Annotated in this window: 11 protein-coding genes and 1 pseudogene; 9 read left to right on the top strand and 3 right to left on the bottom strand. The window is 69.0% G+C overall.

Going from position 1 to position 12,240, the window contains the following annotated elements; translation table 11 throughout:
• Positions 1 to 108: 108 nt before the first annotated feature.
• Positions 109 to 789 (bottom strand): NADPH-dependent F420 reductase, encoded by a 681-nt coding sequence (locus ABH915_RS03650; protein ID WP_026539250.1) that lies wholly within the window; start codon positions 787 to 789, stop codon positions 109 to 111.
• Between the two features lie 164 nt (positions 790 to 953).
• Here ABH915_RS03650 and ABH915_RS03645 point away from each other — a divergent pair, with 164 nt between their 5' ends.
• The 4 genes from ABH915_RS03645 to ABH915_RS03630 all read left to right on the top strand — a co-directional run bounded on the left by ABH915_RS03645 (position 954) and on the right by ABH915_RS03630 (position 4,158).
• Positions 954 to 1,970: an aldo/keto reductase gene (locus ABH915_RS03645; protein ID WP_370117904.1), complete on the top strand. Its 1,017-nt coding sequence runs from the start codon at positions 954 to 956 to the stop codon at positions 1,968 to 1,970.
• A complete protein-coding gene (locus ABH915_RS03640; RefSeq protein WP_370117902.1) occupies positions 1,967 to 2,560 on the top strand; it encodes a TetR family transcriptional regulator in 594 nt (197 codons plus the stop codon). The genes ABH915_RS03645 and ABH915_RS03640 overlap by 4 nt, the downstream gene beginning before the upstream one ends.
• 100 nt (positions 2,561 to 2,660) lie before the next feature.
• Entirely contained in the window at positions 2,661 to 3,281 is a 621-nt protein-coding gene (locus ABH915_RS03635) for a TetR/AcrR family transcriptional regulator (RefSeq protein WP_370117899.1), read from the top strand.
• 16 nt (positions 3,282 to 3,297) lie between these two features.
• Positions 3,298 to 4,158 (top strand): DUF1684 domain-containing protein, encoded by an 861-nt coding sequence (locus tag ABH915_RS03630; protein ID WP_370117897.1) that lies wholly within the window; start codon positions 3,298 to 3,300, stop codon positions 4,156 to 4,158.
• A gap of 20 nt (positions 4,159 to 4,178) precedes the next feature.
• Here the strand turns inward: ABH915_RS03630 and ABH915_RS03625 are convergent.
• Together ABH915_RS03625 and ABH915_RS03620 are read right to left on the bottom strand one after the other, a co-directional pair.
• Positions 4,179 to 5,361, bottom strand: a pseudogene (locus ABH915_RS03625) (acyl-CoA dehydrogenase family protein).
• Positions 5,362 to 5,447: 86 nt separating this feature from the next.
• Positions 5,448 to 6,260, bottom strand: a complete 813-nt coding sequence (locus ABH915_RS03620; protein ID WP_370117894.1) for an SDR family NAD(P)-dependent oxidoreductase — start codon at positions 6,258 to 6,260, stop codon at positions 5,448 to 5,450.
• Between the two features lie 194 nt (positions 6,261 to 6,454).
• On the opposite strand from ABH915_RS03620, the gene ABH915_RS03615 reads away from it, so the two are divergent.
• From ABH915_RS03615 to ABH915_RS03595, 5 genes are all read left to right on the top strand, one after another.
• Positions 6,455 to 7,645: a glycoside hydrolase family 76 protein gene (locus ABH915_RS03615; protein ID WP_370117892.1), complete on the top strand. Its 1,191-nt coding sequence runs from the start codon at positions 6,455 to 6,457 to the stop codon at positions 7,643 to 7,645.
• A gap of 180 nt (positions 7,646 to 7,825) precedes the next feature.
• The gene (locus ABH915_RS03610; RefSeq protein ID WP_018774320.1) at positions 7,826 to 8,881 is read left to right on the top strand and encodes an iron ABC transporter substrate-binding protein; all 1,056 of its coding nucleotides are present in this window, start codon (positions 7,826 to 7,828) and stop codon (positions 8,879 to 8,881) included.
• Between the two features lie 110 nt (positions 8,882 to 8,991).
• Positions 8,992 to 10,491 (top strand): ABC transporter permease, encoded by a 1,500-nt coding sequence (locus ABH915_RS03605; protein ID WP_370124924.1) that lies wholly within the window; start codon positions 8,992 to 8,994, stop codon positions 10,489 to 10,491.
• Complete coding sequence (locus ABH915_RS03600; RefSeq protein WP_370117888.1) at positions 10,488 to 11,678, top strand: ABC transporter ATP-binding protein; 1,191 nt, start codon at positions 10,488 to 10,490, stop codon at positions 11,676 to 11,678. Before ABH915_RS03605 ends, ABH915_RS03600 begins: the two co-directional genes overlap by 4 nt.
• Positions 11,679 to 11,873: 195 nt before the next feature.
• Positions 11,874 to 12,155, top strand: a complete 282-nt coding sequence (locus tag ABH915_RS03595) for a DNA gyrase subunit A (protein ID WP_370117885.1) — start codon at positions 11,874 to 11,876, stop codon at positions 12,153 to 12,155.
• The last annotated feature ends 85 nt before the right edge of the window (positions 12,156 to 12,240 follow it).

Genomic DNA, 12,240 nt, shown 5'->3' with positions numbered 1-12,240 from the left:
CCCGCCGCGGCGCCCCGACGTCTTTTCCCCCGACCCCAACCAGCCCGCAGCAGGGGCCGTTCTGAACACTCAGAACGGTCCCTGCTGCGGGCTTGGCGGGTGAAGCGGTTAGCGCGCGATCTTGAAGTTGAACTCGCCGGTGCCCAGCGCGCCCCAGAGCCGCAGCCAGATCGGCAGGATCATTTCCGCGCCGCGGGCACTCGTGATGTCGCCGAGGTCGATCACGTCGCGGTGGCCGAAGCCCTTGAGGATATCGGTCACGGCCGCCTTGGCGTCGGCGTCATTCCCGGAGACGAACACCGAGTGCTCGCCGCCGGCCACGCGCGCCGGATCCACCATCACTGACGCCGTCATGGTGTTCAGCGTCTTCACCACCTTGGCCTCCGGGAAGGTCCGCTGGATCTGCTCGCCCAGGCTGTCCGTGTTCACCGGGTTCAGCGACGGCGGCATCCCCTGCGAGAAGTCCAGCGGGTTGGAGATGTCCATGATGACCTTACCGGCCAGGTTTTCGGTACCAGCGGCGGACAGGGCCGCCAGCGAGCCGCCGCCGTTGGTGGCGTTGACGATCAGCTCGGCGCCGGCCGCGGCGTCGGCAAAGGCGGCGACACCGACTCCGGTGTTGGCGGCGTGCCACTGGGCGAACGGCCCGGTGCCCATCATGTCCGGCTCGGTCCGGGCCAGCGTTGCCTGCGGGTCGCGGGTACCGATCACGACGTCGTGACCCAGACCCGCCAGTGCGCCGGCAATTGTGCGCCCGACCATGCCGGTTCCCAGTACTGCAATCTTCATCGTGTCCTCGTTCTGAAGTCGTGGAGTAGACAGGTTCGTCTACGTGTGGCCTCGACGCTATCAGACAGATCTGTCTACGGCAATAAGCGCAGTTCCGCGACCTCTCGGACACCAGCGACTGACAAAGATTGAAATCTGTCATCTGATTGTTGTATCGTCATTCCATGACAACTTCCACTCTCGGCACCACCCGCACCCTGGGCTCCACCGGTCCCAGCACCGCCGCCATCGGCCTCGGCCTGATGGGCATGTCCGATCTTTACGGCCCCGCCGACGACGCCGAGAGCGTCGCCACGATCCAGGCCGCCCTCGACGCCGGCGTGACCCTGCTGGACACCGGGGACTTCTACGGCATGGGCCACAACGAAATGCTGCTGCGCGACGCGATCCGCGGCCGGCGGCGCGAGAACGCCCAGATCAGCGTGAAATTCGGGGTCCTGCGCGATGCCCGGGGCGGATGGAACGGCGTGGACACCCGACCCGCGGCCATCAAGAACTTCCTGGCCTACACCCTCCGCCGCCTCGGCACCGACTACGTGGACATCTACCGGCCGGCCCGCCTGGATCCGTCCGTCCCGGTGGAAGAAACCGTGGGAGCGCTGGCCGAGCTCGTGCAGCAGGGCCTGATCCGCCACATCGGCCTCTCGGAGGTCGGCGCCGACACGCTGCGCCGCGCCAACGCCGCCCACCCGGTCTCCGACCTCCAGATCGAGTACTCCCTCCTCTCCCGTGGCATCGAGCAGGACATCCTGCCGGCGGCCCGCGAACTGGGCATCGGCATCACGGCGTATGGTGTGCTGTCGCGCGGCCTGGTGTCCGGCCACTGGCCGGCCGCCGGCACTGGGAACCGGCGCGACTTCCGGGCCCACCTGCCCCGCTTCTCCGGCGAGAACCTGCAGCGGAACCTCGAGCTCGTCGAACGGCTCCGCGCGATTGCCGACCGCAAGGGCGCGACCGTCGCCCAGCTCGCCATCGCCTGGGTCCTGTCCCGCGGCGAGGACATCGTCCCCCTCGTTGGCGCCCGCCGGCGCGAACGGCTTGCCGAGTCCCTGGGCGCGGTCGACCTGCTCCTCTCCGCCGAGGACCTGGCAGCAATCGAGGCCGCCGTCCCCGCCGACGCGGCCGCGGGCGCCCGCTACGACGCCGGCCAGATGGCCATGCTCGACAGCGAACGCCGGTGACCCCTGTGGCCGTCGTCCTGACCGAGGAGCGCATCCTTGATGCCGCCGAGGATGTGCTGCGGCGCTTCGGACCGGCCAAGGCCACGGTGGTGGACGTCGCGAAGGCCTTGGGCGTCAGCCACGGCAGCGTCTATCGGCACTTCCCCACAAAGGTGGCGCTGCGGGACGCGGTGGCCCGGCGCTGGCTGGACCGCCTCGCGGAGCCGCTGGATCCTGCCCGCGATCCGGACGGCCCGGCCGCGGAACGCCTGCTCCGCTGGCTCGAACGCCTCGCGGCCATCAAGCAGGGCCTGGCACTGAACGATCCCGAGCTGTTTGCCACGTTCGGCCAGCTGACCGCCGAGGCGCGGGAAGTGGTGGCGGCCCACGTTGACCACCTGGCCGCAGCGCTCACGGAGATCATCGCCGACGGCGTCAGCAGCGGCGAATTCGCCGTCCCGGATCCGGTGCCGGCCGGCCGTGCCGTCCTGCACGCCACGGCGCGGTTCCACCACCCGCTGCACGCGGCGGAATGGGCGGACCCGGCCATCGGGTCCGAGCTGCGGGAGGTCTGGCGGCTGCTCGTGCGGGGCTTGGCCGCCCGCCCGTAGCCGCCTGATCAGCCGGGGGCGGGCCGGAGGTGCGTCATTCACGGGGTACGAAGCGAACGACAAAGCGGCATAGACAGACTTGTCTGTGTACGATTGAGCCATGACCTCGCCAGCAGCAACCGCCCCGCCGGCTGCCCGCACGCCCGCCGGGCACGCCCGGGAGAAGATCCTGGCCACTGCCTTCCGGCTCTTCTACGCGCAGGGCTTCCGGGCGGCCGGCATCGACACCATCATCGCGGAGTCCGGCGTCGCGAAAGCCACGTTCTACAAGTACTTTCCGGCCAAGGACGACCTCATCCTGGCCTACCTGGAGAAGGTGGACGGCGTCTGGACCGGGCAGCTGCACGCCGCCGCCGAGGCAGCCGGCGAGGACCCGGCCGCGCAGCTCGTGGGTCTGTTCGATGCCCTGACAGCTGCCTGCCGGCGCGACGGCTACCGCGGCTGCGCCTTCATCAACGCGGCCGCCGAGTCGACTGCCGGCACCCGCGTCCACGACCGGACCGTGGCCCACAAGCGGCAGATCCGCGCCTGGATCCGGGACCTGGCCGCACGCGCCGGTGCCCGGGACCCGGACCAGCTCGCCCGCAGCCTGACCCTGCTGCTCGACGGCGGCCTGGCCAGCGGGGTGCTCGACGGCGACCCGGACGCGGCCGCCGCAGCCGGAACGACCGCGGCCCAACTCGTGGCGGCCAGCCTCAACACACCGCCCACCCCCAACTGATCCCCTGGAGGTGCCCATGACTACGTCTGAACCTGGCACTGGCTCGAAGCCCACACCCGATGCAGCGCAGAACCCGCAGCTGGCCCGCTGGCAGCGCTTCCGGAACAGCCGCAACACGGCCCTCGCCAGCGAGCACGGCTGGCTCACGCTGACCTCCTTCCAGTGGCTCGAAGGCGAGCCGGCCGCCGTCGAGCTCGCCCCCGGCCTCTGGTCCACGGACGGCACCGCTGCCTTCCTCACCGCCGCCGCGTCCGACGGTCTGGCCCTCGTGGAAACCGGCGAACCCGTGGACGGGACCATCAGCGCCGTGCTCGCCGACGAGGAATCACTGATGTGGGTCCAGTACGGCGGCGACGACGGCCGCCAGGTGGTGGTGGAGCTCGCCATGCGGGCGGACAAGTACGCCATCCGCACGCGCGACTCCCAGTCGCCAGTGTTCACGGAGTTCGACGGCGTGCCCACCTTCGACTTCCGCCCGGACATGGTCATCGAGGCCCGGTTCGTGCCCTATCCCGAGCCCGTGGATGTCCCGATCGGCACGGCCAACCCGCTCGTGGACGGGGTCCACCGCTCGGTCGGCGAGCTGGTCTTCCGGCTGCCCGGCACGGACCACGAGTTCCACCTGCAGGCCGAGGAGGAGAAGCTCGGTGCCCTGACGGTGACGTTCCACGACGAGACCAACGGGGAAAGTACGGACGAGTGGCGGAAGGTGTCCACTGCAAGGCCGCGGCCAGACGGCTCCGTCATCCTGGACTTCAACCGGGCCATCAACTACCCCAGCGCCTTCACCCCGTACGGCACCTGCCCCATGCCGGTGCGGAACAACAGCCTCGACGCGAAGATCGAGGCCGGCGAGAAGGAACCCGGCCTCTTCTAAACGGTCTTCTAGGCGGCCTTCTAGACGATCGCGGACACGCCGGTGACGGCGCGTCCCGTGATCAGGGTGTTGATCTCGAACGAGCCCTCGTAGGTGTAGATCGCCTCGGCGTCAGAGAAGATCTTGGCCATCCGGTAGTCGGTGACGATCCCGTTGCCGCCCAGCAGGGACCGGGCCCATCGCCACGGTTTCGCGCATCCGGGCGCTGACATAGGACTTTGCGAGGGCCACCTGCGGCATGTCCGCGGCGCCGGCGTCCTGCAGCTGGGCGATCCGGACCATCATGCCCATGCTGGCCACGGCGTTGCCGAGCATGGTCACCAGCTGCTGCTGGACCAGCTGGAACTTCGCCAGCGGGCGGCCGAACTGCTGGCGTTCGACGGCGTACTGCCGGGCGACGTCGAACGCCGCGAGCTGCTGCCCCACGCCCTGCCAGGCCACCATGATCCGGGAACCGCGCAGGAGCTCGTTGGTGTCCTCGAAGCTGCTGATCCCGGCGAAGCGGTCCGTTTCGGCCACCCGGACGTCGGTGAAGACGATGTCCGCGTTCTGCACCGTACGCAGGGCAATCTTGTTCTCGATCCGGCGCCGGCTCACGCCCGGCAAGGTGGCGTCGACGATGAAGCCGCGGATGCCGCCGTCGGCCTCGTCCCGGGCCCAGACCAGCATGTAGTCGCAGAACGTCCCGTTGCCGATCCAGCGCTTGGCGCCGTTGAGCACCCAGGCGTCGCCGCCGCCGGCCGCGCCGCCGGGGACCCGCCGGGCCCGGGTTTCCATCCCGCCGGCAACGTCCGAGCCGTGGTCCGGTTCGGTGAGGGCAAAGGCGCCGGTGGTGCGCAGGCTTGCCGCGTCCTCGAGCAGGCGCGCCTTTTGCTCCTCGGAGCCGAAGCCGTAGAGCGATTCCACGAAGAGGTCATGGTGGACCAGGAAGAAGGTGGCTAGCGAGGTGTCCACCCGGGTCATCTCGGCGATGACGATCCCGGCGAACAGGTTGCTGTAGCCGCGCTGGGCCGGGGCGCTGAGCTCCAGGGCGGCCAGCTTGGGCAGGATGTGGGCCGGGAATTCGGCCTTGTTCCACCAGTCCGTGGCGAAAGGGGCGACCTCGGCGGCCAGGAACTCGCGCAACTGCGCCAGTTTGGCCCGTTCCGCCGTACTGAGCAGTGCTTCGTAATCGAAGAAGTCCGCCGTGGGCAGCCCCGCCACAGACGGTGCAGATACAGACGGCGCGGACACAGACGGCGCGGCCGCGGCCGCGGCGGCCGGCCCGGCAGCGGTCATCCCCGACCCGGTCATTTCGGGCCCATCCGGATGGCACCGTCGAGGCGGATCGTCTCGCCGTTGAGCATGGCGTTCTCCACAATGTGCGCGGCGAGGTTCGCGTATTCGGCCGGCCGGCCCAGCCGCGAGGGGTGCGGCACCTGCTGGCCGAGGGAGTCCTGCGCCTCCTGCGGCAGGCCGGCCATCATGGGGGTCTCGAAGATGCCCGGCGCGATGGTGACCACCCGGATCAGCGAGCGCGCGAGTTCGCGGGCAATCGGCAGCGTCATGGCGGCGACGGCCCCCTTGGAGGCGGCGTAGGCGGGCTGGCCGATCTGGCCGTCGAACGCGGCAACGGAGGCGGTATTGATGATGACGCCGCGTTCGGGGCCGCCGAGTTCCGTGGCGGCGGGCTCGGTGGCTGCCATGGCGGCCGCGGCGAGGCGGATCACGTTGAAGGTGCCCACCAGGTTGATCTGGATGACGCGGTTGAAGGCCTCCAGCGGGAGCACGCCGTCGCGGCCCAGGACCTTGCCGGGGGTCGCGATCCCGGCGCAGTTGACCACGATGCGCAGCGCGCCGAGGGCGGCAGCGGCGTCGACGGCGGCCTGCACCTGCGCCTCGTCCGTGACGTCGGCAGGGACAAAGACGGCGCTGCGCCCGTCCCCGGCGGCAGCGCCGGCAGCGGCTGATGCGGCCAGTTCGGCGGCAAAGGCGTCCCCGGCGGAACCCGGCAGGTCCACGAGGACCACCGACGCGCCGGCGTCGAACAGGCGCCTGGCCGTGGCCGCTCCGAGACCGGAGGCCCCGCCCGTGATCAGCGCGACAGTACCCTTGATGTCCATCCATCCTCCTTGATGTGGAACCGAACCCCGGCCGCGAAGCCTCGACGCGGGCGGGCGCCTGCAGAGGCGGCCCGCGGGGAACATTAGTTAGTGAATGTTAACTGGAATGCGGCCAATGCGCACCTTTGGGCCGCACCCGCCGGGGCGCGGTCACGGTCGCGGTCCGGACGGGCTCCCGCGATTAGGCTTGAGCCATGACCCGAGCCGACGCCTCCGCCCCCAACTGGTCCTTCCGCGCGGACGAGGCCGCCCGCTCGGTGACCAGGCTCTTCGGGCAGCGGCTCTTCTTCCTGCCCGGCACCCACATCGCCGCGATCCTCCGGCCCTCGGGCCGGCTGAAGAACCTCTCCCGGCCCTGGCACTACTGGTGGCAGGCACACTACCTGGACTGCCTCGTGGACGCCGGCCGCCGGGAACTGGGATCCCCCGGGAATCCGGGAGCCAAGTTCGACGGCGAGAACCGGCCCAGCGCCGGCCGGCTCGCCTCCCGGCTCGTCACGGGCATCCGGCTGCGCAATTTCCTCACGGTAGTCAACAACTACTACGACGACATGGCCTGGCTGGCCCTTGCCACGCTCCGGCTGGACAAGCTCGCCGAGGACACCCGCAAGCACACCGGCCGGGAACGCAACGCCAAGGTCCTGCAGAGCCTGACCCTGCAGTTCGACTCCGCCTCCACGGACGACCTGGGCGGCGGTACGTTTTGGAGCACGAAGCGCGACTTCAAGAACACACCCGCCACCGCACCCGTGGCCCTCTACTACGCGCGGACCGGCAACCGGGCCAAAGCGCAGTCCCTGCTGGACTGGCTGGACGCCAGGCTCTACGAGCCCGAACAGGGCCTCTACCGCGACGGCCTGCGGATTTCCGGGACGGGCGACGCCGTGCTGGAAGAGACCATCTACACCTATAACCAGGGGCCCGTCCTCGGCGCCCTGCTCGAACTCGGGGGCGAGTCCAACCTCGGGCGTGCGGCGGCACTGGTCGACGCCGTGGCGCGCAACCTGACGCAGCCGGCACCGCTGCTGGGCCGCACCGCCGCCGTGCTGCGCTGCGAGGGAACCGGCGACGGCGGACTCTTCACCGGGATACTCGTCCGCTACCTGGCCCTGGCCGCCGTCGCCGAACGCCTCCCGGCCGAAACCCGGGCCACGGCGGCGGCACTCGTGAACGATACGGCCGAGGCCCTCTGGGAAGGCCGCCGGATCCTCCCCGCGCACGACCGCCTCGCCCGCCCCGGCAGCCACCTGGTCTTCTCCGACCGCACCGACGCGCCGGCACGCCGCAGCTACCCGGAAGGCGCCGCCGTCGAACTCTCCACGCAGCTCCAGGCCTGGATGGTGCTGGAGGCGGCCGCATCGATCGCCCCGGCGCCCGCCCCGTAACCGGGCGACAATTACGTCACGCAACAGTATCGTAATTCATGTGATCCTCATCACTTAAACCAGCCTCAGGTTGGTCGCTTAGGTTTGGCTAACCTACAGTCTTTCTTAGTGAGCATGCCCTAACTTCCCCGCTCACGGGGGGCAGGGCACTACGACGACTTCCTTGAAGAAAGTAGCCCCATGAAGATCCGCACCAACGCGCTGGCGGGCATCGCCCTGGCCGCCACTGCCGCCCTGGGCCTGGCCGCCTGCGGCTCCGGTTCCTCCGCCCCGGCCGGCAGCAGCGCAGCCGGCAACGGCTCCTCCGCCGGCGAGATCACGGTCTATAACGCCCAGCACGAATCCCTGACCAAAGAGTGGATCGACGCCTTCACCGCCGAAACCGGCATCAAGGTGACCGTGCGCCAGGGCGACGACACCGAGATGTCCAACCAGATCGTCCAGGAAGGCCAGGCCTCACCGGCGGACGTCTTCCTCACCGAGAACTCCCCCGCCATGGCCCAGGTGGAAAACGCCGGCCTCTTCGCGGATGTGGACAAGGCCACCGTGGACCAGGTCCCCGCCGAATTCCGCCCCTCCACCAACAAGTGGACCGGCATCGCGGCCCGCTCCACCGTGCTGGTCTACGACAAGAACAAGATCAGCGACGACAAGCTGCCCAAGTCCATGCTGGACCTGGCCAACCCCGAGTGGAAGGGCAAATGGGCCGCCTCACCGTCCGGCGCCGACTTCCAGGCGATCGTCTCGGCCCTGCTGGAACTCAAGGGCGAAGCCGCCACTGAGGCATGGCTCAAGGGGATGAAGGAAAACTCCAAGCCGTACAAGGGCAACAGCACGGCCATGAAGGCCGTCAACGCCGGCGAGGTCGACGCCGCCCTGATTTACCACTACTACTACTACGGCGACCAGGCCAAGACCGGCGAGAACTCCAACAACGTCACGCCGTTCTACTTCAAGAACCAGGACCCGGGCGCCTTCGTCTCCATCTCCGGCGGCGGCGTGCTGAAGTCCTCGAAGAACGCCGCAGCGGCCCAGTCCTTCCTGAAGTTCATCACCGGCAAGAAGGGCCAGGAAGTGCTCCAGAAGGGCACCTCCTTCGAATACGCCGTCGCTTCGGACGTCCCGTCCAACGACAAGCTGGTTCCGCTCAAGGAGTTGCAGGCCCCCACCGTGGATCCCGCCAAACTCAATTCCGCCAAGGTCACCGAACTGATGACCCAGGCAGGACTGCTGTAGCAGCAGTGACTAACAAGCTGGCGGTCTCCGGTCCCTCTGCGGATTTGACGACTGACACGACGACGGCGGGCAGGGGCAAACGCCCCCGCCCGCCTTTCGGCGTCTCCGTTGTGTCCATCATCGCGGTCCTTATCGCCCTGTTTTCCCTGGTGCCCCTGGCCTACGTGGTCTTCATGACAGCCTCCACCGGCTGGGACACCGCCATGGCCCTGATCTTCCGGCCGCGCGTGGGCGAGCTCCTGCTGAACACGGTGCTGCTGACCGTGGTGACGGTGCCGCTGTGCCTGGTCCTGGGCGTCGGCGGCGCGTGGCTCGTCGAACGCACCAGCCTTGTGGGCCGGAAATGGTGGGCCGTGCTGCTTGCCGCCCCGCTGGCCATCCCCGCGTTCGTCAACAGCTACGCGTGGGTTTCCGCCGTGCCGTCCCTCGGCGGGCTGTGGTCTGGGGTCCTGATCGCCATCCTGTCCTATTTCCCCCTCGTGTACATCCCGGCCGCCGCGACGCTCAGCCGCCTGGATCCGGCGATCGAGCAGTCCGCCGCCTCCCTCGGCCTCGGCGCCTGGCGCGCGTTCTTCCGCGTGGTGCTCCCGCAGTTGCGCATCGCCATGACCGGCGGCGGGCTGCTGGTCGCCCTGCATCTGCTGGCCGAATACGGGGCCTTCGCGATGATCCGCTTCGACACCTTCACCACCGCGATCATGGTGCAGTACCAGTCCACGTTCAACGGCACCGCCGGGAACATGCTGGCCAGTGTCCTGGTGTTCCTCTGCCTGATCCTGCTGCTCGTGGAGGTCCGCAGCCGCGGCAGCGCCCGCTACGCCAGGATCGGCTCCGGGGCCCAGGCGCGCGCCTTGCGCCTGCCCCTGCACGCCTACCAGCTCCCCGCCCAGCTGTCCCTGATCGCCCTCACCGCGCTGGCTTTCGGGCTGCCGCTGACGTTTGTGCTGCGCTGGATCGTCGCCGGCGGCCCGGAAATCTGGGCTGCCGAGGAATTCATGCCGGCCCTCCTGCAGACCTTGGCCTACGGCCTTGCGGCGGCCGTCGCCACCACCGTGGTCGCGTTCCCCATGGCCTACCTGGCCGTAAGGCGGCCCGGCTGGTTCAGCAAGTCCCTGGAGCTGTCCAACTACATCACCAGCTCCATGCCCGGGATCGTGGTGGGCCTGGCCTTCGTGACCGTGAGCATCCGGATGGTGCCCAGCATGTACCAGACCTCGGCGCTGCTCATCGCGGCCTACGTGCTGCTGTTCCTCCCCCGGGCCCTCGTGAACATCCGCTCGGGGCTTTCCCAGGCACCGAAGGAACTCGACGAGGCCGCCCAGGTGCTCGGCAAGCCGCCGCTGCTGGCCTTCCTGCGCGTGACGCTGCGCCTCACGGCCCCCGCCGCGGCAGGCGGCGCGGCCCTGGTGTTCCTGGGGATTGTCAACGAGCTCACGGCCACCCTCCTGCTCTCACCCAACGGGACCCGCACACTCGCCACGGAGTTCTGGAGCAAGAGCAGCGAGATCGACTACGCTGGCGCCGCCCCCTATGCGCTGCTGATGATCCTGATCTCGGCGCCCATGACCTATCTCCTCTTCCAGCAGTCCAAGAAAGTAGCCGGACAGTGACCGATATTTACCCGTCGCGTGAGGCCCCCTCGCGTCTCCCCGAGCCGCGGGTCGCGGCTTCCGTGGCCACCAGCACCAACAGCCACCTGGAAATCGACGCGGTCACCAAAAACTTTGGGCCCCAGGCCGTCCTCAAGGGCGTCAACCTTTCCGTCGCCAAGGGCGGAACGACGGCGATCGTGGGACCCTCCGGCTCCGGCAAGACCACGCTCCTGCGCCTGATTGCCGGCTTCGAACACCCGGACACCGGCAGCATCTCGCTCAACGGGATCAAGGTGGCCGGGGAGAACGCCTGGGTCCCGGCCCACAAGCGGCACGTCGGCTACGTCGCCCAGGACGGCGCCTTGTTCCCGCATCTGACGGTCGGACAGAACATCTCCTTCGGGCTGGACGCCGCGCAGCTCCCCGGCGGGCGCCGCGGGGTCAAGGCGCGGGTGGGCGAGCTGCTGGAAATGGTTTCCCTGGACCCGGCGATGGCCAAGCGCCGTCCCCACCAGCTCTCCGGCGGGCAGCAGCAGCGGGTCGCCCTGGCCCGGGCGCTGGCCCGCAAGCCCGCGCTCATGCTGCTGGACGAGCCCTTCTCCGCCCTGGACGCCGGCCTGCGTGTGGCCACCCGCCGCGCCGTGGCCCAGGTCCTGAAGGACGCCGGCGTCACCACGATCCTCGTCACGCATGACCAGGCCGAGGCGCTGTCCTTCGCCGACCAGGTGGCCGTCATGCGCGGCGGCAAGCTGGCCCAGATCGGCAACCCGTTCGTCGTCTACACGCGCCCGGCGGACCGTGCCACCGCCGAGTTCCTGGGCGACGCCGTGATCCTGGATGCCTGGATGGAAGGCTCCCTGGCCACGTGTTCGCTCGGCGGGATCCCCGTGCGCCGCCCGCCGGCCCAGGGCCGGGTCCAGCTGATGCTGCGGCCCGAGCAGATCCGCATTTCCGAGGACGGCCCCATCCGCGGCACGGTGGTGGACACGGACTACTTCGGCCCCGAGACCACGGTGCGGCTCCAACTCCCCGTCCCGCCGGTCCTTGCCGCCGGCGCCGTCCCGGACCACCGCTACCCCGGCGGCGGGGAAATCATCACCATCCGGCACTGGAACGCCTCGATCGCCCGCCCCGGCACGGAGCTGCGGCTTCGCGTGGTGGGCGAGGCCGTCGCGTTCCCGATGGATGAGCAGCAGTCCCAATAGTCCGCTGCTTTAGGGAGACGTGGTCGTAGTGGTCAACGAGCCTGGCATCGTAATCGCTCACAGCTGGACCCAACCCACGAGCGACATACATCCGGAGCGTGCGTCCGATAGTCGATCGGCCTGCACATCACGTGCGCTGCGCCGCCCTCGGAGGTCCCCGCCGCCGGCAATAGCCGTGCATGGAAGAATCGCACCATGGATGCGGAGCAGCGGAGGCGTGTTGAGGACACCCTGAGTTTCGTGGACGCCCTCGTGAAGGCGATGGATCGGCGGGAGGAAGTCTTCCACGTGGTCGAGGACTCAAAGGACCCAGACGAAGCGATCCGTCGTCTGGTGGAACTCTTGGAGCTGGACGAACAGTCCTGCCGGAGAACCCTGTACCTGCAAGTCAGAAGATTCACACGCGAACAGCGCCTGGCTTTGGCTGCTGAAGCGGAAGAACTCAGATCGAGCCTGTCGTCTGGCGGGGAGCCATAGAAAGCCGTAATGCAGGGGCTCTCTGTTCCCGTGTGACCCGCTCGAAAATATGCCCCGCCCGAAAAACTGCCCGGTCAAGGTACCC

This window comes from Arthrobacter sp. MW3 TE3886 (assembly GCF_041262145.1).
In the GTDB taxonomy this organism is placed as follows: domain Bacteria; phylum Actinomycetota; class Actinomycetes; order Actinomycetales; family Micrococcaceae; genus Arthrobacter.
Note: the sequence above shows the minus strand (reverse complement) of the source record. Positions and strands in the feature narration are given on the sequence as shown.

What these genes read in the sequence shown, in the direction of transcription:
- ABH915_RS03650 (WP_026539250.1), bottom strand. Translation starts at nt 789, where the DNA reads ATGAAGATTGCAGTACTGGGAACCGGCATGGTCGGGCGCACAATTGCC.
- ABH915_RS03645 (WP_370117904.1), top strand. Translation starts at nt 954, where the DNA reads ATGACAACTTCCACTCTCGGCACCACCCGCACCCTGGGCTCCACCGGT.
- ABH915_RS03635 (WP_370117899.1), top strand. Translation starts at nt 2,661, where the DNA reads ATGACCTCGCCAGCAGCAACCGCCCCGCCGGCTGCCCGCACGCCCGCC.
- ABH915_RS03630 (WP_370117897.1), top strand. Translation starts at nt 3,298, where the DNA reads ATGACTACGTCTGAACCTGGCACTGGCTCGAAGCCCACACCCGATGCA.
- ABH915_RS03620 (WP_370117894.1), bottom strand. Translation starts at nt 6,260, where the DNA reads ATGGACATCAAGGGTACTGTCGCGCTGATCACGGGCGGGGCCTCCGGT.
- ABH915_RS03615 (WP_370117892.1), top strand. Translation starts at nt 6,455, where the DNA reads ATGACCCGAGCCGACGCCTCCGCCCCCAACTGGTCCTTCCGCGCGGAC.
- ABH915_RS03610 (WP_018774320.1), top strand. Translation starts at nt 7,826, where the DNA reads ATGAAGATCCGCACCAACGCGCTGGCGGGCATCGCCCTGGCCGCCACT.
- ABH915_RS03595 (WP_370117885.1), top strand. Translation starts at nt 11,874, where the DNA reads ATGGATGCGGAGCAGCGGAGGCGTGTTGAGGACACCCTGAGTTTCGTG.